This is a genomic window from Klebsiella sp. R390 (assembly GCF_051131745.1).
Lineage (GTDB): Bacteria > Pseudomonadota > Gammaproteobacteria > Enterobacterales > Enterobacteriaceae > Klebsiella.
This window is the reverse complement of sequence record NZ_CP180445.1, coordinates 874,128-895,257: the sequence shown is the minus strand read 5'-3', so window position 1 is coordinate 895,257 and position 21,130 is coordinate 874,128. Positions and strand designations below refer to the sequence as shown.

Annotated in this window: 16 protein-coding genes; 6 read left to right on the top strand and 10 right to left on the bottom strand. The window is 55.2% G+C overall.

The window, feature by feature from the left end; all coding sequences use genetic code 11:
* Positions 1–7: 7 nt before the first annotated feature.
* On the top strand, positions 8–655 hold the full coding sequence (locus ACMYSP_RS04175; protein ID WP_174508505.1) for an MBL fold metallo-hydrolase: 648 nt from the start codon (positions 8–10) through the stop codon (positions 653–655).
* A gap of 63 nt (positions 656–718) precedes the next feature.
* Here ACMYSP_RS04175 and ACMYSP_RS04170 read toward each other — a convergent pair whose 3' ends face one another.
* The 4 genes from ACMYSP_RS04170 to pncB all read right to left on the bottom strand — a co-directional run bounded on the left by ACMYSP_RS04170 (position 719) and on the right by pncB (position 6,541).
* A complete protein-coding gene (locus tag ACMYSP_RS04170) occupies positions 719–1,909 on the bottom strand; it encodes an amino acid aminotransferase (RefSeq protein WP_434585712.1) in 1,191 nt (396 codons plus the stop codon).
* 186 nt (positions 1,910–2,095) lie between these two features.
* Positions 2,096–3,181, bottom strand: coding sequence for a porin OmpK35 (gene ompK35 / locus ACMYSP_RS04165; RefSeq protein ID WP_434585711.1), 1,086 nt, complete (start codon positions 3,179–3,181; stop codon positions 2,096–2,098).
* Between the two features lie 590 nt (positions 3,182–3,771).
* A complete protein-coding gene (gene asnS / locus ACMYSP_RS04160; RefSeq protein ID WP_434585710.1) occupies positions 3,772–5,172 on the bottom strand; it encodes an asparagine--tRNA ligase in 1,401 nt (466 codons plus the stop codon).
* Between the two features lie 166 nt (positions 5,173–5,338).
* Entirely contained in the window at positions 5,339–6,541 is a 1,203-nt protein-coding gene (pncB, locus tag ACMYSP_RS04155; protein WP_434585709.1) for a nicotinate phosphoribosyltransferase, read from the bottom strand.
* Positions 6,542–6,870: 329 nt separating this feature from the next.
* Between pncB and pepN the strand changes: the two genes are divergently transcribed.
* The gene (pepN, locus tag ACMYSP_RS04150) at positions 6,871–9,486 is read left to right on the top strand and encodes an aminopeptidase N (RefSeq protein WP_434585708.1); all 2,616 of its coding nucleotides are present in this window, start codon (positions 6,871–6,873) and stop codon (positions 9,484–9,486) included.
* Positions 9,487–9,539: 53 nt separating this feature from the next.
* Here pepN and ssuB read toward each other — a convergent pair whose 3' ends face one another.
* The 5 genes from ssuB to ssuE are packed head-to-tail and all read right to left on the bottom strand — an operon-like array spanning position 9,540 to position 13,784.
* The gene (gene ssuB / locus ACMYSP_RS04145; protein WP_434585707.1) at positions 9,540–10,313 is read right to left on the bottom strand and encodes an aliphatic sulfonates ABC transporter ATP-binding protein; all 774 of its coding nucleotides are present in this window, start codon (positions 10,311–10,313) and stop codon (positions 9,540–9,542) included.
* Positions 10,310–11,101, bottom strand: coding sequence for an aliphatic sulfonate ABC transporter permease SsuC (gene ssuC, locus ACMYSP_RS04140; protein WP_434585706.1), 792 nt, complete (start codon positions 11,099–11,101; stop codon positions 10,310–10,312). Before ssuC ends, ssuB begins: the two co-directional genes overlap by 4 nt.
* Positions 11,102–11,111: 10 nt before the next feature.
* Positions 11,112–12,257, bottom strand: coding sequence for an FMNH2-dependent alkanesulfonate monooxygenase (gene ssuD, locus ACMYSP_RS04135; RefSeq protein ID WP_434585705.1), 1,146 nt, complete (start codon positions 12,255–12,257; stop codon positions 11,112–11,114).
* Positions 12,254–13,216: a sulfonate ABC transporter substrate-binding protein gene (locus ACMYSP_RS04130; RefSeq protein WP_434585704.1), complete on the bottom strand. Its 963-nt coding sequence runs from the start codon at positions 13,214–13,216 to the stop codon at positions 12,254–12,256. The genes ssuD and ACMYSP_RS04130 overlap by 4 nt, the downstream gene beginning before the upstream one ends.
* Positions 13,209–13,784, bottom strand: a complete 576-nt coding sequence (gene ssuE, locus ACMYSP_RS04125; protein WP_434585703.1) for an NADPH-dependent FMN reductase — start codon at positions 13,782–13,784, stop codon at positions 13,209–13,211. The genes ACMYSP_RS04130 and ssuE overlap by 8 nt, the downstream gene beginning before the upstream one ends.
* A gap of 250 nt (positions 13,785–14,034) precedes the next feature.
* On the opposite strand from ssuE, the gene pyrD reads away from it, so the two are divergent.
* Positions 14,035–15,045 (top strand): quinone-dependent dihydroorotate dehydrogenase, encoded by a 1,011-nt coding sequence (gene pyrD / locus ACMYSP_RS04120; RefSeq protein WP_123756193.1) that lies wholly within the window; start codon positions 14,035–14,037, stop codon positions 15,043–15,045.
* Positions 15,046–15,337: 292 nt separating this feature from the next.
* Positions 15,338–15,880, top strand: coding sequence for a cell division protein ZapC (gene zapC / locus ACMYSP_RS04115; protein ID WP_434585702.1), 543 nt, complete (start codon positions 15,338–15,340; stop codon positions 15,878–15,880).
* 12 nt (positions 15,881–15,892) lie between these two features.
* Here the strand turns inward: zapC and ACMYSP_RS04110 are convergent, their stop codons facing one another.
* On the bottom strand, positions 15,893–17,002 hold the full coding sequence (locus ACMYSP_RS04110) for a YcbX family protein (RefSeq protein ID WP_434585701.1): 1,110 nt from the start codon (positions 17,000–17,002) through the stop codon (positions 15,893–15,895).
* Positions 17,003–17,100: 98 nt separating this feature from the next.
* On the opposite strand from ACMYSP_RS04110, the gene rlmKL reads away from it, so the two are divergent.
* On the top strand, positions 17,101–19,206 hold the full coding sequence (gene rlmKL, locus ACMYSP_RS04105; protein ID WP_434585700.1) for a bifunctional 23S rRNA (guanine(2069)-N(7))-methyltransferase RlmK/23S rRNA (guanine(2445)-N(2))-methyltransferase RlmL: 2,106 nt from the start codon (positions 17,101–17,103) through the stop codon (positions 19,204–19,206).
* A 12-nt stretch (positions 19,207–19,218) separates the two neighbouring features.
* Entirely contained in the window at positions 19,219–21,126 is a 1,908-nt protein-coding gene (locus ACMYSP_RS04100; protein ID WP_434585699.1) for an ABC transporter ATP-binding protein, read from the top strand.
* The last annotated feature ends 4 nt before the right edge of the window (positions 21,127–21,130 follow it).

Genomic DNA, 21,130 nt, shown 5'->3' with positions numbered 1-21,130 from the left:
GAGCATCATGAACTATCGTATTATTCCGGTCACCGCGTTCGCTCAGAACTGTTCTTTAATCTGGTGTGAACAAACCCGGCTCGCCGCACTGGTCGATCCGGGCGGCGACGCCGAGCGAATCAAACAGGAAGTAACCGCAGCGGGCGTTAGCCTGATGCAGATTTTGCTCACCCATGGTCATCTCGATCACGTTGGTGCGGCGGCTGAACTGGCACAGCATTACGGTGTGCCGGTTATCGGTCCGGAAAAAGAAGATGAGTTCTGGCTGGAAGGGCTGCCAGCGCAAAGCCGGATGTTCGGTCTGGAAGATTGCCAGCCGCTGCAGCCGGATCGCTGGCTCAATGAAGGCGACGTGGTCAGCGTAGGGAATGTTTCTCTGCAGGTACTGCACTGCCCGGGGCATACGCCTGGACACGTTGTCTTTTTTGATGATGCTTCACGCTTGCTGATTTCCGGCGATGTGATTTTCAAAGGGGGCGTCGGGCGCAGCGATTTCCCGCGCGGCGATCATGGGCAACTGATTGATGCGATTAAACGTAAATTATTGCCGTTGGGTGATGATGTGACGTTTATTCCCGGTCACGGTCCGATATCGACGCTGGGGTATGAGCGCCTGCACAACCCCTTCCTGCAGGATGAAATGCCGGTCTGGTAATTTATCGTGTGGGGAATGTAATAAAGGCCGCGTCAGCGGCCTTTATTTTTTCTGCCGGCGAGATTACAGCACGGCGACGATCGCTTCACACAGCGGTGCCATGTTATCTGGCGTCATACCCGCTACGTTGATACGCCCGGAGGCCACGGCGTAGATGCCGAACTCTTCACGCAGACGCAGCACCTGCTCTTTGGTCAGGCCGCTAAACGAGAACATGCCGTTTTGCTTGATGATGAAAGAGAAGTCACGGCTGGCGCCTTTTTCCTGCAGCGTATTAACAAACAGCAGACGCATGCGCTGAATGCGCTGGCGCATATCGGTCAGCTCTTGCTCCCAGATTGCACGCAGTGCGTCGTTGCTGAGGATTGTGGCGACCACAGAAGCACCGTGAGCCGGCGGGTTGGAGTAGTTGGCACGGATCACCGACTTCATCTGGCTGAAAGCGCGGTCAACGGTATCGGCATCGGCGGCCACCAGCGTACAGGCGCCCACACGCTCGTTATACAGACCAAAGTTCTTCGAGTAGGAGCTGGCAACCAGCAGCTCTTTATGCAGCGCAACGAATGCACGCAGACCTTCAGCATCTTCTTCCAGACCACGGGCAAAGCCCTGGTAGGCGAAATCGAACAGCGGTAGCCAGCCTTTTTCGACGGACATCTGTGCCAGCTGTTGCCACTGATCCAGCGTCGGATCGATACCGGTTGGGTTATGGCAGCAACCGTGGAACAGAACCACGTCACCGGCCTGGGCTTCGCTGAGGCTTGCCAGCAGGCCGTCAAAATCCAGCGCGTGGTTGGCCGCATCATAATAAGTGTATTCGCATACTTCGAGGCCCGCGGAGTTGAACACGCTCTTGTGGTTCGGCCAGCTTGGATTGCTTACCCAGACGCGTTTCGCTGAGGTATTTTTTGCCAGGAAGTCTGCCGCAACGCGCAGAGCGCCGGTGCCGCCTGGAGTCTGGGCGGTACGTGCGCGCTTGTCGCTGACGATTGAGCTGCCTTTACCAAACAGCAGCTCCTGGGTGCAGCGGCCAAACTCCGGAATACCGTCGATACCCAGATAGTTTTTCGTGGTTTCATTTTCCAGCAGGTACTGCTCTGCTTTTTTGACGCTGGTCAGGACCGGGGTTTTACCCGTTTCGTCTTTGTAAACACCAATCCCGAGGTTAATTTTAGTCGGACGGTCATCGGCACGAAACAGATCGGCCAGGCCTAAAATGGGGTCAGCAGGGGCGGCAGTAATGTTCTCAAACATGACGAGGTTCCATTGTGATTACTGAGGGAATTTCGCTATCAGGGTAACGGGAGATTTACAAATTGCCAACCGTTTGCGACAAAAAGCGAGAAGGTTTTCGAAAGTTACGATCTTTATCTTACTAAATGAGAAAAGCAGGACCGAAGTCCTGCTTTTTAGGCATATCACGAAGGGGTGTACTGCAGATTAGAACTGGTAAACGATACCAACCGCTGCCTGATCGTCGGTAGCAACGCCAGCAGTTTTGGTGTAATCGTTGTCGTCCAGCAGGTTGAATTTGTATGCTGCGTAGACGTTCATGTTCTTGTTGAAGTAGTACCAGGTACCCACTTCGACGTATTTAACCAGGTCAGCATCGCCGCCGGAGAAGCCAGGACGGCTCTGCAGGTCTTTACCTTTGGTCTGTACGTAACCGATGGACGGACGCAGACCGAAGTCGAACTGGTACTGAGCAACGGCTTCAAAGTTCTGAGTTTTGCTGGCGAAGTAGACGTCCTGGTTTTCCGGAGTCATGTTGTAAGTCTGGGAGTACATCACAGCTGCGTAGACGTTGTTCGCATCATACTTCGCAGAAGTTGCCCATGCTTCAGCTTTGTCGCCGTTGCCATCAGCTTTCTGATCTACGCTACGGTTAGAGCTGGAGTAGCCAGCAGACAGTGCGATACCATTGTCAAACGCGTAGGTTGCGGAGGTGCTGAAACCGTCGCCGTTCTGTTTGTGAACGTTACGAGAGCTGGCGTCGTTTTTACCCTGGTACTGCAGCGCGAAGCTCAGGCCGTCAACCAGACCGAAGAAGTCAGAGTTACGGTAGGTTGCAACGCCGTTGGTACGACCGGTCATGAAGTTGTCGGTGTAGTTCCAGCCATCGCCGCCCCACTCAACCAGCATATCGGTTGCCGCTTCAACGTCGTAGATCGCACCGTAGTTACGACCATAGTCGAATGAACCGTATTCACCCGCTTTCAGACCGGCGAATGCCAGACGAGTTTTAGTCCCCTGGGAACCTTCAACGTTGGACGCGTCCATGTTGTATTCCCACTGGCCGTAACCGGTCAGTTGGTCGTTGATCTGGGTTTCGCCTTTCAGGCCGATACGAGCATAGGTGGTGTCGTCGCTGCTGGTGTCACCGTTGGTGGTCCAGACGTGCTCGCCAACCATTTTGCCGTAGAAATCCAGTTTGTTGCCGTTTTTATTATAGATTTCTGCAGCATTTGCTGCGCCGGCTACCAGCAGGGCAGGGATTACCACTGCCAGAATATTGCGCTTCATCATTATTTATTACCCTCATTAATATTTTTATATGAACACTTGCCACTGCCGCCAATACATTCTGTCAATAAAAACTTACAGAACCATTGATGATAGTTTGGTGTCTGAAGGCATCTTTCCATCCGCGCCAGCGTTTCGCTAGCCGGAAAATGCTACCAATGTCGCATATGAGTAACAATAAGAAAGAGTATGTAACAAAATGTGTTTTTTGGGGAACTTTGTGAACTCAATCAAAATTCCGTTCCACTTTGCTCGCTAAATCACCAGTCCATATATATCTATATGAATTAATTATGATTAATTTAGATAAAGCAGCGATTGTGTATTTTGTGTGTGCATTTCGCTTTTTTTTCACTCAGCGTTTGTCTTTGCATCTTGTGCGGTGAGAGGTTAAAAAATGAACAAAATTATCAGATGGTTCATCGAGGAATGAACATAAGGTGCGATTTATCCTTACTCAACGAGTCGTAATAGTGAGTAACATAAATGTGACGCGGAAGGCTTGATGTTTAGATTAATTAAGACTTGTTAACAAATCTTGACATAAAAAAAGGCCAGCATACGCTGGCCTTTAGGGTAATAAGGAAAAACAATCAGAATGTAGCGCTGCGCGGCGTACGCGGGAACGGAATGACATCACGCACGTTCTGTACGCCGGTGACATAGGCGATCAGACGTTCAAAGCCCAGACCGAAGCCAGAGTGCGGAACGGTGCCATAACGACGCAGATCGCGATACCACCAGTAGTCTTCTTTATTCAGGCCCATTTCCGCCATACGGGCATCCAGCACGTCCAGACGCTCTTCACGCTGAGAACCACCGATGATTTCGCCGATACCCGGTGCCAGAACATCCATTGCCGCGACGGTTTTACCGTCTTCGTTAAGGCGCATATAGAACGCCTTGATGTCTTTCGGGTAGTTTTTGACGACGACCGGCGCTTTGAAGTGCTCTTCTGCAAGATAGCGCTCATGCTCGGAAGAGAGGTCAACACCCCAGTACACCGGATTTTCAAACTGCTTGCCGCAGTTTTCCAGAATGGTGACGGCATCGGTGTAATCGACCTGGGCGAAATCGGCATCAATAAAGCGTTCCAGACGCGATACGGCTTCTTTATCTACGCGTTCGGCGAAGAATTTCATATCGTCGGCACGCTCTTCCAGTACCGCTTTGAAGACGTACTTCAGCATGGCTTCCGCCAGGCCGGCAACGTCGTTCAGGTTAGCGAATGCCACTTCCGGCTCCAGCATCCAGAACTCCGCAAGGTGGCGGCTGGTGTTGGAGTTTTCGGCGCGGAAGGTCGGGCCAAAGGTGTAGATTTTGGACAGCGCACAGGCATAAGTTTCGCCGTTCAGCTGGCCGGATACGGTCAGGAACGACTCTTTGCCGAAGAAGTCTTTATCGAAATCTACTTTGCCCTGATCGTTGCGCGGCAGGTTTTCCAGATCCAGCGTGGAGACGCGGAACATTTCGCCGGCACCTTCGGTATCGGATGCGGTGATCAGCGGCGTCGATACCCAGAAGAAACCTTGCTCGTCAAAGAAACGGTGCAACGCTTGCGCCAGGGTATGACGAACGCGGGCAACGGCGCCAATCAGGTTGGTCCGCGGGCGCAGGTGCGCGACTTCACGCAGGTACTCAATGCTGTGACGCTTGGCGGCCATCGGATAGGTATCCGGATCCTCTACCCAACCGGTCACTTCAACGTGGCTGGCCTGGATTTCAAAACTTTGACCCTGGCCCTGGGAGGCGACGATTTTGCCGGTAATGATAACCGAGCAGCCGGTGGTCAGGCGCAGCACTTCCTGATTGTAATTGGGCAGAGAATTATTAATAACGGCCTGTACAGGATCAAAGCAGGAACCGTCATAGACGGCCAGGAAGGAAAAGCCAGCTTTTGAATCTCGGCGAGTACGCACCCATCCGCGCACGGTGACTTCGCTGTCAACGGCAACACGGCCCTGGAGTACGTCGGCTACAGGCACAACGCTCATAATAGTCTCTCTATTCGTAGTCCAATAAAAAAAATCGGTATCCCCCAGTGATGGGGGGATATCTATGTTACCTGTCATCTTCCGTCAGACAAGTAGATTTCGCACCGTGAAGGGGAGATTTCGGAAATAAATAAAGGAAAGGAGCCAGAACGGCTCCTTATGATGATTAACTGGCCTTTTTCACCGGCGGCAGATCGAAAGCTTTACGCAGCGCCCGGACAAAGGCTTTATCGTGGCAGATGGTTTTGCCGGGGCTGTCAGAGAGTTTGGCGACTGGCTTGCCGTTACACTCCACGAGCTTGATGACGATATTTAACGGTTTCACCTGAGGAATATCGCAGGTTAAACGCGTACCAATACCGAAACTGAGATTAACCCGTGATGCAAAGTGGCGATACAAATCCACCGCTTTGGCCAGATCGAGATTATCGGAGAACACCAGCACTTTGCTCAGCGGGTCGATCCCCAGCTTGTGGTAGTGCGCGATGGCTTTCTCTCCCCACTCAACCGGATCGCCAGAATCATGGCGCAGGCCCTGATAGCGGGTAGCAAACTCCGGGCCGAAATCCCGCAGGAACGCATCCATGGTAATGCAGTCGGTCAGGGCGATCCCCAACTGGTCGGGGTACTCTTCCAGCCATGCCGCCAGTGCTGCGCGCTGGCTGCTGGCGAGGTTAGGGCTAATTTGCTGATGCGCCTGGAACCATTCGTGTGCCTGGGTGCCCATGGGCGTCAGATTCAGACGGCGGGCCAGATCGTAGTTGCTGGTGCCGACAAACCATGATTCCTGCTGCAGGCGTTCAACGATGGCCTGCTGCACCTCTCGCGAGAAACGGCGGCGGGTGCCGAAGTCCATCAGACGGAAGCCGCTGATATCGAGGTCTGCGGTCATCTGCGTGAAGTCGGCCAGCTTGTGTTCGAGCGTGTCCAGCGCCAAATCGACGCTGATTTCCGGTGAGCGATAATGGTGAACCAGCTCGCTGATTACTGCCAGCAGCGGGACTTCCCACATGATCACTTCGCGCCACGGGCCGGACAGGCGAATATTCAACTTGCCGTTGTCGTTTCTGACGCTGACCTGGCTCGGGTCGTAGCGGAAGTTGCGCAGCCAGTCGAGATAATCTTGAGAAAAGAACGGCAGGGTAGACAACCAGTGATATTCATCGTCCTGCAGCGTCAGGTCACGCATGGTCTCAACCTGCTCGCGGATCGCATCGGCGTAGATACCGAGTAAATCGTCACCACGGCAGCGGAACTCCGCCGCAACGTGCACATCGTTGTAGCGGTGGAAGACAGCCTGCTGCATATGCAGCTTGTAGGCATCCGTATCAAGCAGCGAGTGCAGTACAGGAGAAGTGAATTGTGTCATGGTGCGCAGTAGCGTCCTCTCACTGGAGCGTTTCCATCAAAACCGAAGCAGAAAAAAGGAGGCGGAGTATACCTTTATTACCCGACTCTGTCCCGCTGTGGCGATCGATGGCGACGCTGGCGGTCATTTGCGAGGCCTAGTTTAATATATTGAACAGGGATCACACCACAAGCTTTATAGCGGGTCGAGTGCATTTCGTGCCTCTAATGTTATCGATATGTAGCAAATTTCGTGTTTGGCATTGAAAAGATGAAGATTCTGCGTAGCGCGATCTACACAACAGGAATAGACTGGGTTCGACACTTTATGGAACATGCTAAAGGTTTTTTATGACACAACAGCCCCAAGCCAAATACCGCCACGATTACCGTACGCCGGATTATCTGATTAGCGATATCGATTTGACCTTTGACCTGGATGCCGAGAAAACCGTTGTTACGGCAGAGAGTAAAGTCTCCCGTCACGCGGCGGCGTCTGACGTGCCGTTGCGTCTGGATGGTGAAGACCTGACGCTGGTCTCCCTGAAAGTAGATGGCCAGCCGTGGAGCCACTATAAAGAAGAAAATAACCAGCTGGTGATCGAAGGATTACCGGAACATTTCACCCTGACTATCGTCAATGAAATCAGCCCGGCGGCCAATACCGCGCTGGAAGGCCTGTATCAGTCTGGCGAAGCGCTGTGTACCCAATGTGAAGCTGAAGGGTTCCGGCATATTACCTGGTACCTGGACCGTCCGGATGTCCTCGCGCGTTTCACCACCAAAATTATCGCCGATAAAGCGAAGTATCCGTACCTGCTTTCCAACGGCAACCGCGTTGCTCAGGGAGAACTGGAGCAGGGGCGTCATTGGATCCAGTGGCAGGACCCGTTCCCGAAACCGTGCTATCTGTTTGCGCTGGTGGCTGGTGATTTCGACGTGCTACGCGATACCTTTAAAACCCGTTCCGGGCGCGAAGTGGCGCTGGAGCTGTTCGTTGACCGCGGCAACCTCGATCGCGCGCCGTGGGCGATGACGTCGCTGAAAAACTCCATGAAATGGGACGAAACCCGTTTCGGCCTCGAGTACGACCTCGACATCTATATGATCGTCGCCGTCGACTTCTTTAATATGGGCGCCATGGAGAACAAAGGACTGAACGTCTTTAACTCCAAATACGTGCTGGCCCGTACCGATACTGCGACCGATAAAGACTACCTTGATATCGAACGAGTCATTGGTCACGAATATTTCCATAACTGGACCGGTAACCGCGTCACCTGTCGCGACTGGTTCCAGCTGAGCCTCAAAGAGGGGCTGACCGTGTTCCGCGATCAGGAGTTCAGTTCTGACCTGGGTTCACGTGCGGTTAACCGGATTAGCAACGTTCGCACCATGCGTGGCATGCAGTTCGCTGAAGATGCCAGCCCGATGGCTCATCCTATCCGCCCGGATATGGTCATTGAGATGAACAACTTCTACACCCTGACGGTGTATGAAAAAGGGGCCGAAGTGATCCGCATGCTGCACACCCTGTTGGGTGAAGCCAACTTCCAGAAAGGGATGCAGCTGTACTTCGAACGTCATGACGGCAGCGCTGCCACCTGCGATGACTTTGTCCAGGCGATGGAAGATGCTTCCAATGTCGACCTGTCCCATTTCCGTCGCTGGTACAGCCAGTCCGGTACGCCGGTGGTGAGCGTCCATGATGACTACAATCCGGAAACCGAACAGTATACGTTGACCATCAGTCAGCGTACGCCGCCGACGGCGGAACAACCGGAAAAACAGCCGCTGCACATTCCGTTCGATATCGAACTGTATGACAACGAAGGCAAGGTTATCCCGCTGCAGAAGGGCGGTCATCCGGTGCATCACGTGCTGAACGTGACCCAGGCCGAGCAGACGTTTGTGTTCGACAACGTCTACTTCCAGCCGGTCCCGGCGCTGCTGTGCGAGTTTTCCGCTCCGGTGAAGCTGGAGTATAAATGGAGCGATCAGCAGCTGACGTTCCTGATGCGCCATGCGCGTAACGACTTCTCCCGCTGGGATGCTGCGCAGAGCCTGCTGGCAACCTACATCAAGCTGAACGTCAATCGCCATCAGCAGGGCCAGCCGCTGTCACTGCCGATTCATGTGGCCGACGCGTTCCGCGCGATCCTGCTGGATGAGAAGATTGACCCGGCGCTGGCGGCCGAAATTCTGACGCTGCCTTCCGCCAACGAAATCGCTGAATTGTTTGCCATCATCGACCCGATCGCTATTGCAGCGGTACGGGAAGCGCTGACCCGCACGCTGGCGAAAGAGCTGGCGGACGAGTTCCTGGCGATCTACAACGCCAACAAGCTCGCGAGCTATCGCGTGGAACATGCCGATATCGGCAAGCGTTCACTGCGCAATACCTGCCTGCGTTACCTGGCGTTCGGCGACGTTGAGCTGGCGAATAAGCTGGTCGTCGCGCAGTATCATCAGGCGGACAATATGACCGATGCGCTGGCGGCACTGTCGGCGGCGGTGGCGGCGGAACTGCCTTGCCGCGATGCGTTGATGCAGGAGTATGACGATAAGTGGCATCAGGACGGTCTGGTGATGGATAAATGGTTTATCCTGCAGTCCACCAGCCCGGCAGCGAATGTCGTTGAGACGGTGCGCGGCTTGCTGAATCACCGCTCCTTCAGCATCAGCAACCCGAACCGCGTTCGTTCGCTGATTGGCGCCTTTGCCGGCAGCAACCCGGCGGCGTTCCATGCGGAAGACGGCAGCGGCTATCAGTTCCTGGTTGAGATGCTGACCGAACTCAACAGCCGTAACCCGCAGGTGGCGTCTCGCCTGATTGAACCGTTGATTCGTCTGAAACGTTACGATGCCGAACGCCAGGCGCTGATGCGCGCGGCGCTGGAGCAGCTGAAAGGTCTGGAGAATCTCTCCGGCGATCTGTTCGAAAAAATCAGTAAAGCTCTGGCATAACGGTCAGGAGATCCCCGGTACGCGCAGCGCAACCGGGGAAATCCAGAAGGTGGTTAACCGTGATTCAATAAGCGCGGCGCAGACTCGCTCGTGCCGCGCTTCATGACTCTGTCCAGCACCTCGGCTTCCAGCTCGGCCAGGCGCGCCGAACCGGTCCGACGTGGGCGTGGAATATCCACCCCTAAATCCAGTCCAATTTTACCGTCCTCAATCAACAGCACCCGGTCGGCCATGGCGACCGCTTCACTCACGTCGTGCGTCACCAGCAGCACGGTGAATCCGTGTTGTTCCCACAATGACACAATCAAATCCTGCATTTCCAGCCGGGTTAACGCATCCAGCGCGCCCAGCGGCTCATCGAGCAACAGCAGGCCCGGTCGGTGAATCAGCGCGCGGGCCAACGCCACACGCTGTTTTTGCCCGCCGGAGAGCGCCGCCGGCCACTCGCCGGCGCGGCTTTCCAGACCCACGCTGGCCAATGCCTGGCGGGCCGCGTCGTGCCAGGCGCCTTTCAGTCCCAGGCCGACGTTGTCGATCACCGTTTTCCATGGCAGCAATCGCGCATCCTGAAACATCATTCGCGTATCGTCCTGGATCTGCGCCAGCGGCGTGGCCCCGGCCAGCAGTTCGCCGTCATTGGGCTTTTCGAGCCCGGCGAGCAGACGCAGCAGGGTGCTTTTGCCGCCGCCGCTGCGTCCCACTACCGCGACAAATTGCCCGGTAGGAATATGTAAATCCAGCGCGTTCAGAATGGTATTGTCGCCGTAGCGTTTGCTTACGCCGTTCAGTAACAGCGGGATCCCTGGGTTGAGACGGGCAGTAGTCATGCGTTGGCCTCCTGAAGATGATAAGCCGGGTTCCAGCGTAACCACACGCGTTCGAGCAGCTGTGCGCTGACGTCGGCCAGTTTGCCAAGAATGGCGTAAAGAATGATGGCTACCACCACCACGTCGGTTTGTAAAAACTCACGGGCATTCATGGCCAGATAGCCAATGCCGGCGTTGGCGGAGATGGTTTCGGCCACGATCAGCGTCAACCACATCAGGCCAAGGGCGAAGCGGATCCCCACCATGATGGAGGGCAGGGCGCCGGGCAGAATCACATGGCGGAACAGGGCAAAACCGGATAAGCCGTAGCTCCGCGCCATTTCCAGCAGCCCGCGGTCGATGTTACGAATGCCGTGCCAGGTATTGATGTAAATCGGGAACATGGTCCCCAACGCGACGAGGAAAATTTTGGCGCTTTCGTCAATGCCGAACCATAAAATCACCAGCGGAATCAGGGCCAGGTGCGGCACATTGCGCAGCATCTGAATTGAGGTATCCAGCAGGCGTTCGCCCCAGCGCGAGAGGCCGCTGATCAGCCCGAGCACCAGCCCGATAGAGCCGCCGATGGCAAAGCCCAGCAGCGCCCGCCACGAGCTGATGGCCAGATGCTGCCACAGTTCGCCGCTGGCGGAGAGCGTCCAGAAGGCTTTCAGTACCCCCTCCGGAGAGGGGAGAATACGGGTGGATAACCAGCCAACCGACGACGCGAGTTGCCAGATGATGACGGTTCCCACCGGCAGCAGCCAGGGAGCTACCCGCATCAGCAGTTTTTGCGCAGACTTTGCCATGATGTACTCCTTAGCTTTGCGCGACTTTACGCGGGATAAACTCATTGGCGACCGCCTCGCCCTGCTGGCGCAGGCTCTGCGGCTGCGGGACCGACGGAATATTGACATCCAACAGCGGGAACAGCAGTTCTCCGACGCGGTAAGCTTCCTCAAGATGCGGGTAGCCGGAGAAAATAAAGCTATCGATACCCAGTGCCGCGTATTCATTGATGCGCTCGGCCACGGTGGCCGCGTCGCCAACCAGTGCGGTTCCGGCACCGCCACGTGCCAGCCCGACGCCGGCCCACAGGTTGGGGCTGATTTCCAGCTTGTCGCGCTGACCGTTATGCAGCGCCGCCATCCGCTGTTGCCCGACCGAGTCGGTTTTGGCAAAGGCCGCCTGCGCGCGGGCAATGGTCTCATCATCAAGGTGCGAAATAAGACTGTCAGCCGCCTGCCAGGCCTCTTCATTGGTTTCCCGGACAATCACATGCAGACGGATCCCGAAGCGCACCTGGCGACCATGACGCGCGGCTTTTTCCCGCACCTGGGCAATTTTTTCCGCCACCTGCTCCGGTGGTTCTCCCCAGGTCAGATACAGGTCGACCTGCTCCGCCGCCAGATCCTGCGCAACGTCAGAGGATCCGCCAAAGTAGAGCGGTGGCCGTGGCTGCTGGATCGGTGGAAACAGCAGCTTCGCGCCGCGCACCCGCTGGTGTTTACCGTTATAAGTGACCGTTTCTCCCTCCATCAGGCGGCGCCAGATATGGGTAAATTCCGCCGAGGCTTCGTAGCGTTCGGTATGATCGAGGAATACCCCGTCACCGGCCAGTTCCTGGGGATCGCTGCCGGTCACCAGGTTAAACAACGCCCGGCCGTTGGACAGACGGTCGAGCGTTGCGGCCTGGCGAGCGGCAACCGTAGGGGACATCACGCTGGGGCGCAGGGCCACGAGAAACTTCAGCCGTTGCGTCACTGGGATCATTGAGGCGGCAACCAGCCAGGCATCTTCACAAGAGCGGCCGGTCGGGATCAGCACGCCGGTAAACCCAAGACGGTCGGCGGTTTGTGCGATCTGTTGCAGATAGCCATGATCCACCGGACGGGCACCTTCGTCAGTACCAAGGTAGCGGCCATCGCCGTGGGTCGGTAAAAACCAGAACATATTTAAACTCATGATTTTGCTCCTTGTGCCACGGCGGGCTGCCAGATTCGGGTGCGGATATCGACTTTTTTCGGTACCAGTTTGTTCTCATAGAACAGGTCGGCGGTTTGCTGCTGGCGAGCGGCCGTTTCGGCACTGACCGGGGTGATAGTGGTGGGCGGGCGATGGTCAAGATAGCTGGCGATCACCGCTTCCGGCACACCCATGGTTTTTGCCAGTAAGGTAATGCTTTGCGGACGCTGGCTCAGGGTCAGGGCATCCGCCTGGCTGAATGTTTCCAGTACGCCGGTAATAAAGGCCGGGTTTTTATCGGCATAGGGGCGCGCAGCGAGATAGAAAGAGCCGGTTTGTTTCAGGTCGCTGCCATCTTTCAATACCCGGGCGTGGGTTTGCTGTAGCGCCGCAGAGTAATAAGGATCCCAAATAGCCCAGGCATCCACGTTGCCCTGCTGGAACGCCGCGCGAGCGTCGGCAGGCGCCAGATAGACCGGTTGAATATCGCTGATTTTCAGGCCAGCTTGCTGTAAGGCCCGCAGCAGCAGGTTGTGGGAGCTGGAACCTTTCTGGAACGCGACTTTACGTCCCTTGAGTTCCGCTACGCTTTTTATCGGGCTATCCTGGGCCACCAGAATCACTTCCGCTTTGGGCTTCGGCGGTTCGGCACCGACGTAAACCAGATCGGCCCCGGCGGCCTGGGCAAATATCGGCGGAATATCACCAGTACTGCCCAGATCGATGCTGCCGACATTTAACGCTTCGAGCATCTGTGGTCCCGCCGGGAATTCCACCCAGGAGATAGCGGTATTCGGATAGCGTTTTTCCAGCAACTGGTGGCTTTTGGCCAGCACCATACTGACGCTGCCTTTTTGGTAGCCGATGCGCAGCGCTTCCGGTGCGGGTTCCGCCGCGTGGCTCAGGGCAGAAAACGTCAGTAACCCGCTGAGGGTCAGGGTTCGCAGGATATTACGCATGCTCCACCCCGCGAATGGTCTTGAGGCCAGGGGCCCGGCTGGCGGTGCGGTGCAGCGCTTGCCAGAAGGTTTCCAGCGCCTGATCGAGGCGGCCCTGCAGGTTCGGCGTAAACTGCGGCTTGTGTTGATAGTCGGTTATCTGGCTATCGTCAGCAAAGACGCCATGGAGGATCTCCTGGGCCTTCAGGGCGTTAAGGACCGGCTTCAGGGCATAATCCACCGCCAGCATATGGGCGATAGTGCCGCCGGTGGCCAGCGGCAGGACGATTTTCCCCTCCAGCGCTCGTTCCGGCAGCAGGTCGAGCAGGGTCTTCAGAGCACCGGAAAACGACGCTTTATAGACCGGAGTGGCGATAATCAGCCCGTCTGCGCCGGACAGTTGTTCATTCAGAGTCTGCAGCGCCGGGCTATCAAAACGGGCATAAAGCAGATCTTCCGGGGCAAAGTTTTGCAGGTGCCAGTGGCAAACTTCAACATCAGCCGCGGAGAGGGTTGCTCTGGCATATTCCAGAAGCGCACTGGAACGGGAAGGGTAGCGCGGGCTACCCGCAAGTGTAATGACACGCATCGTCTCTCTCCTTATAACCAAATGTTTGCATTTATCTATAATTGATAACATTTGCGAGCAGTGTGACAGAGGCGATTTATTTCCCTAAATGATTTTTCCACCCTTGTTTTGTCAGAATTTGCATAATGGGAGGGGAGAGAAGAAAACGTTTGCGTCGGATGCGAGATTTTTTGTTGTAGGTCAATTCCCTTTCTGGCGCCGATCGAACATAATACGCCCCCGGTTTGCCACCGGGAATCCAGGAGAGTTCATGTACTACCCCTTCGTTCGTAAAGCCCTTTTTCAGCTCGATCCTGAGCGCGCTCATGAAGTTACTTTTCAACAATTACGCCGAGTATCAGGTACGCCGCTGGAAATGCTGGTTCGCCAGAAGGTGCCGACCAAACCGGTCACCTGCATGGGTCTCACATTTAAGAATCCACTGGGTCTGGCCGCAGGGCTGGATAAGAATGGCGAGTGCATCGACGCGCTCGGTGCAATGGGGTTCGGCTCCATTGAAATTGGTACCGTGACGCCGCGCCCGCAGCCGGGTAACGACAAGCCGAGGATCTTCCGTCTGGTTGATGCGGAAGGTTTGATCAACCGCATGGGCTTTAATAACCACGGCGTTGATAACCTGGTTGAGAACGTCAAAAAGGCGCATTTTGACGGTATCCTCGGCATTAATATCGGCAAGAATAAAGACACGCCGGTCGAGCAGGGTAAAGATGATTATCTGATTTGTATGGAAAAAATCTATCCTTATGCCGGTTATATCGCCATTAATATCTCTTCACCGAATACGCCAGGGCTGCGTACCTTGCAATATGGTGAGGCCCTCGACGATCTGCTTTCCGGTATTAAAAATAAGCAACTGGAACTCCAGCAGAAGCATCAAAAATATGTTCCAGTGGCGGTAAAGATCGCGCCGGATCTTTCTCTCGAAGAATTGATCCAGGTCGCCGATAGTTTAGTTCGCCATAATATTGATGGCGTCATCGCGACCAATACCACCCTCGATCGTTCGCTGGTACAGGGAATGAAATTCTGTGATGAAACCGGTGGTCTTAGCGGTCGTCCGCTGCAACTGAAGAGTACAGAAATTATCCGCATGCTGGCGGCGGAATTAAATGGTCGGTTACCGATTATCGGTGTCGGCGGGATTGATTCAGTGATCGCCGCGCGAGAAAAAATGGCGGCAGGGGCGAGTCTCGTCCAGATTTATTCCGGGTTTATTTTTAAAGGGCCACCCCTGATTAAAGAAATTGTTACCCATATCTAATCTTTTCCCCCTCTGATCCCACCCAGGGCTTTATTTCCGGCCCTGGTTGTTTTATATTCCTTCATTGTTGCTTATTTAGACATTTTAGTCTTTTCTTAATTTTGGAAATAATTTTGTTGCAGGATGCCATGAATTTATAGCCAAAATAATTCGAGTTGCAGGAAGGCGTCGACGCAGGGAATCCCCAGGAGCTTACTGAAGTAAGTGATTGGGGTGAACGAGGAAAGGCAACGCACATGCAACTTGAAGTATGACGGATATAGGGCTGGACGCAAAAGAGGATTGGTAGACGATGCGAATTAAACCTGACGATAACTGGCGTTGGTATTACGATGAAGAGCACGATCGTATGATGCTCGATTTGGCCAATGGTATGTTGTTCCGTTCGCGTTTTGCGCGTCGGATGTTAACCCCGGACGCCTTCGCGCCATCCGGATTCTGCGTTGACGATGCCGCGCTTTATTTTTCCTTCGAAGAAAAATGTCGCGATATAGAATTATCGAAAGAGCAGCGCGCGGAATTAGTCCTGAATGCGCTGGTCGCGATTCGCTTCCTGAAACCACAAATGCCGAAAAGCTGGCATTTCACCTCTCATGACGCCAGCTGGCAGCCGGTCACCGGTGACGCCGCCAGTGCCTGGCTCAGCGATAGCGGGCAACAGGTGAATTTGCTGGTGGTTGAACCCGGGGAAAATGCGGCCCTGTGTTTGCTGGCCCAGCCGGGAGTGACGGTCGCAGGACGTATTTTGCAGCTTGGTGACGTGATTAAAATTATGAACGACCGACTGCAACCGGCATCAGGTGCCGCCAGCTACAGTCTGGGTCAGGCGGTGTAAACACCCTGTTGGCTAAGGCGCCAGCCGTAAAGCAGTTTTAGGTACGCAGCTACAGCACAGAATGGTGCCATCTGCCGCCACCGCGTTTTTCTTCAGCGGGCTGACTTCACCTTCTTCCAGCCGGATACGGCAGCTGCCACAGATGCCGGCCCGACAGGAGTAGGGAATGCGAATGCCTTTTTGCTCCAGTTGTTCCAGCAGGACCTGCTGCGTATTGCCGTTAAAACTCTGCCCCTGCCACGCTATCTCTACCACGGAATTTTGCTGCTGGTCTACCGCCAGCGTCTCGTCGCTCTCGCCAGCACCGTAGGCTTTTGCCGGGCCGCGCGTTAGCACTTCCACTTCATCGCCAACCCGCACGACGCCGCTGTTGCGGGCGATCAGGTTCTGACCGAAATCCACATCGCCGTTATCCAGCGCGGTACGGAAGCGCTGCAGGGTGGCCAGCGGTTCGCCGGAGGGATGCTTTTGCCCACGTTCCGGACTGACGGTGGTCAGCACGCAGCGGCTGCAGGGCTTTGCCACCTCAAACACCACCTCGCCGATACGAATCACTTTCCAACTGTCTTCTTCCCAGGCCGCGGCGCCGGTCACGACCAAATTGGGGCGAAACTGTTCCATGCGCACGCTTGCCGGACAGCGGCTTTGCAGATCGCGCAATGAGGCTTCATTGGTTAATAAATAGGGAAAGCCATCGGCGAAGCTGAGGGGAACCGCGTCATGGCGTTTCACCCGTCGGGTCAGCTGTGGCCCTAACCAGCGGAGCTGAACGTCACGATTAAAGAAACCGCTGAGCCACTGGTTTACCGATGCTGGCGCGATCAGCGCGGTGAAGTGGTTACCCCACACTTCGGTCGGCTCGCCCTGAGGGGCAAAATCCGCAAAGCGGATTATCGCGCTGCTGCCGTCGACTGCCGTCAGGTGAATACCGTCGTGCAAAGGCGAGGGGGTAAACTTGACCATCTGAGGAAACTGGCGGGCAGTAATAAAGGTGCCATCGGTTTCCGTCACCATGAAGGCTCGATCGAAGGCCAGACCGCTGATATCGGCAAACGCGTGCGTCAGGCCAATTCCACGCATGGATTTGACGGGATGAATAAAAAGTCGCGATAGCGTTAGCATGCGCTGCCTCCAGGCTTAAAAATAAGCCTTTAACTTTATGACATGGGGCGCATATTGGCTATAATGCGCAACAATTTTCTTTTAGTAAAAGTGACGATATGAATTCTCTGTTTGCCAGTACGGCTCGTGGCCTTGAAGAGCTGTTAAAAACTGAACTGGAAGGGCTTGGCGCGCTGGACTGCCAGGTAGTCCAGGGCGGTGTCCATTTTCAGGGAGATACGCGAGTACGCTATCAAAGCCTGATGTGGAGCCGGCTGGCTTCGCGCATCATGATGCCGTTGGGCCAGTGTAGCGTGTACAGCGATTTGGATCTGTACCTCGGCGTGCAGGCCATTCCATGGACGGAGATTTTCACCCCAGACGCCACTTTTGCCGTGCATTTTAGCGGGCTGAACGACGAAATTCGTAACAGCCAGTACGGCGCGTTAAAGGTCAAAGATGCGATCGTTGACAGCTTCACGCGTAAAAATCTGCCGCGCCCCAACGTCGATCGTGAGCAACCCGATCTGCGTATTAACGTCTGGCTGAATAAAGAGACCGCGCACATCTCGCTGGATCTCAGCGGAGAAGGCCTGCATCTTCGCGGCTATCGCGATGGTACCGGTATGGCGCCGATCAAAGAAACCCTGGCGGCAGCGATTGTTATGCGCTCTGGCTGGGTTCAGGGTACACCGCTGCTCGATCCGATGTGTGGTTCCGGTACGCTGCTGATTGAAGCGGCTATGCTGGCGACCGATCGTGCGCCGGGGCTGCATCGTGGTCACTGGGGTTTTAACGGCTGGCTGCAGCACGATGACGCGGTGTGGAAAGAGGTTAAAGCCGAAGCACAGACCCGCGCCCGTAAAGGACTGGCTGCCTACGAGTCACGTTTCTACGGCTCTGACGTCGATGCCCGTGTGATTGAACGTGCGCGGAGCAACGCCCGTCGCGCCGGAGTAGGCGAGCTGATCGCCTTCGAAGCCAAAGATGTGGCCCAGTTGAGCAATCCGCTGCCGAAAGGCCCTTACGGGACCGTTATCAGCAACCCACCGTACGGTGAACGTCTGGAAAGCGAGCCGGCGCTGATTGCCCTGCACAGCCTGCTGGGTCGGGCGATGAAAACGCAGTTTGGCGGCTGGAATCTGTCACTGTTCAGCGCCTCACCGGAACTGCTCAGCTGCCTGCAGCTGCGTGCGGACAAACAGTTTAAAGCGAAAAACGGCCCGCTGGACTGCGTGCAGAAAAACTACCATCTGGCGGAAACCGATGGCAGCAGCGTGGCATCCATGGCGGATGATTTCGCCAACCGCCTGCGTAAAAACCTGAAGAAATTTGAGAAATGGGCGCGTCAGGAAGGGATCGAATGCTACCGCCTGTATGATGCCGACCTGCCGGAATACAACGTGGCGATCGACCGCTACGCCGATTGGGTGGTGGTGCAGGAGTACGCGCCGCCGAAAACGGTTGATGCACATAAAGCGCGTCAGCGTCTGTTTGACATCATCGCGGCTACTATCTCCGTGCTGGGCATTGCACCGAACAAACTGGTGCTGAAAACCCGTGAACGGCAGAAAGGCAAGAATCAGTACCAGAAAATGGCCGAGAAGGGCGATTTCCTGGAAGTTCAGGAGTATAACGCTCGTCTGTGGGTCAACCTGACGGATTATCTCGATACCGGCCTGTTCCTTGACCACCGTATCGCCCGTCGCCTGCTGGGCCAGATGAGCAAAGGGAAAGACTTCCTGAACCTCTTCGCCTACACCGGCAGCGCCAGCGTCCACGCCGGCCTCGGCGGCGCACGTTCTACCACGACCGTGGATATGTCCCGTACCTATCTCGAATGGGCCGAGCGCAACCTGCGCCTCAACGGGCTGACCGGGCGTGCCCATCGTCTGATGCAGGCTGACGTGCTGGGCTGGCTGCGTGAAAGCGATGAACAGTTCGATCTGATCTTTATCGATCCGCCGACGTTCTCCAACTCAAAACGCATGGATGATGCCTTCGACGTGCAGCGCGATCACCTGCGTCTGATGACGGATCTTAAACGTCTGCTGCGCAAAGGCGGCACCATTATGTTCTCGAACAACAAACGCGGTTTCCGTATGGATCATGACGGACTGGCACAGCTGGGGCTGAAGGCGCAAGAAATTACGCAAAAAACGCTGTCTCAGGATTTCGCTCGTAACCGTCAGATTCACAACTGCTGGCTGATTACCGCAGCCTGAAAGGAATAAAGAATGTCATTAATTAGTATGCATGGTGCCTGGCTTTCCTTTAGCGATTCACCGCTGCTGGATAACGCCGAGTTGCATATCGAAGATAACGAGCGCGTCTGTCTGGTCGGGCGCAACGGTGCGGGCAAATCCACCCTGATGAAGATCCTCAATCGGGAGCAGGGACTGGATGACGGACGGATCATCTATGAGCAGGATCTGGTTGTGGCTCGTTTGCAGCAGGATCCGCCGCGCAATATCGCCGGTACGGTATACGACTTTGTGGCCGAAGGGATCGCCGAGCAGGCGGCTTATCTGAAGGGATATCACGATGTCTCTCGCCTGGTGATGACCGATCCGAGCACTAAAAATTTAAATGAGCTGGCGCGCCTGCAGGATCTACTGGATAACCTGGGATTGTGGCAGCTTGAAAACCGTATTAACGAAGTCCTGGAACAGCTGGGTCTGGATGCGAATGCCGAGCTGGCGTCTCTTTCCGGCGGTTGGTTACGTAAAGCCGCTCTCGGGCGTGCGCTGGTCAGTGGCCCGCGTGTGCTGCTGCTGGATGAACCGACCAACCACCTGGATATCGAAACCATTGACTGGCTTGAAGGCTTCCTCAAAACCTTCAAAGGAACCATCATTTTCATCTCGCACGACCGTTCCTTCATTCGCAATATGGCCACCCGTATCGTCGATCTCGATCGCGGTAAGCTGGTGACCTATCCGGGTAGTTACGATCAGTATCTGCTGGAGAAAGAAGAAGCCCTGCGTGTTGAAGAGCTGCAAAACGCCGAGTTTGACCGCAAGCTGGCCCAGGAAGAGGTGTGGATTCGCCAGGGCATTAAAGCGCGCCGTACCCGTAACGAAGGTCGTGTTCGCGCCCTTAAAGCGATGCGTCGTGAACGTGGCGAACGTCGCGAAGTGATGGGCAGCGCGAAGATGCAGGTCGAAGAGGCGGCACGTTCAGGCAAAATCGTCTTCGAAATGGAAGATGTTAACTATCAGATTGACGGTAAGGTGCTGGTCAAAGATTTCACGGCGCAAATCCAGCGCGGTGACAAAATCGCGCTGATCGGTCCTAACGGTTGTGGGAAAACCACGCTGTTGAAACTGATGCTCGGTCAACTGAAGGCTGATAGCGGTCGGGTTCATGTCGGCACCAAGCTGGAAGTGGCCTACTTCGATCAGCACCGCGCCGAGCTGGATCCGGATAAAACCGTGATGGATAACCTGGCCGAAGGCAAACAGGAAGTGCTGGTAAACGGTAAACCGCGCCATGTGCTGGGCTATTTGCAGGACTTCCTGTTCCATCCAAAACGTGCGATGACACCTGTGCGGGCGCTGTCTGGCGGAGAGCGTAACCGACTGCTGCTGGCACGTCTTTTCCTGAAGCCAAGCAACCTGTTGATCCTTGATGAACCGACAAACGATCTGGATGTGGAAACGCTGGAGCTGTTGGAAGAGCTCGTCGATGGGTATCAGGGCAGCGTCATGCTGGTCAGCCACGACCGTCAGTTTGTCGATAACACCGTTACCGAATGCTGGATCTTCGAAGGCGGCGGAAAAATTGGTCAGTATGTCGGCGGATACCATGATGCGCGCGGTCAACAATCGCAGCATCTGGCGCTAAAACAGACTGCTGCCAAAAAATCAGCAGAAGTTGCTCAATCGAAAGCAGAAAGTGTCAAACGTGCACCTAACAAACTAAGCTATAACCTGCAGCGCGAACTGGAACAGTTGCCACAACGACTTGAAGAACTGGAAACCCAACTGCAGAGTCTGCAGGCGCAGGTTGCCGATCCTTCTTTCTTTGGCCAGTCCCATGACCATACGCAGCAAGTGCTGGCTCAGCTGGCCGAAGCGGAACAGGCACTGGAAACTGCCTTTGAACGCTGGGAATATCTCGAAGGATTAAAAAACGGCGCCTAAGCTG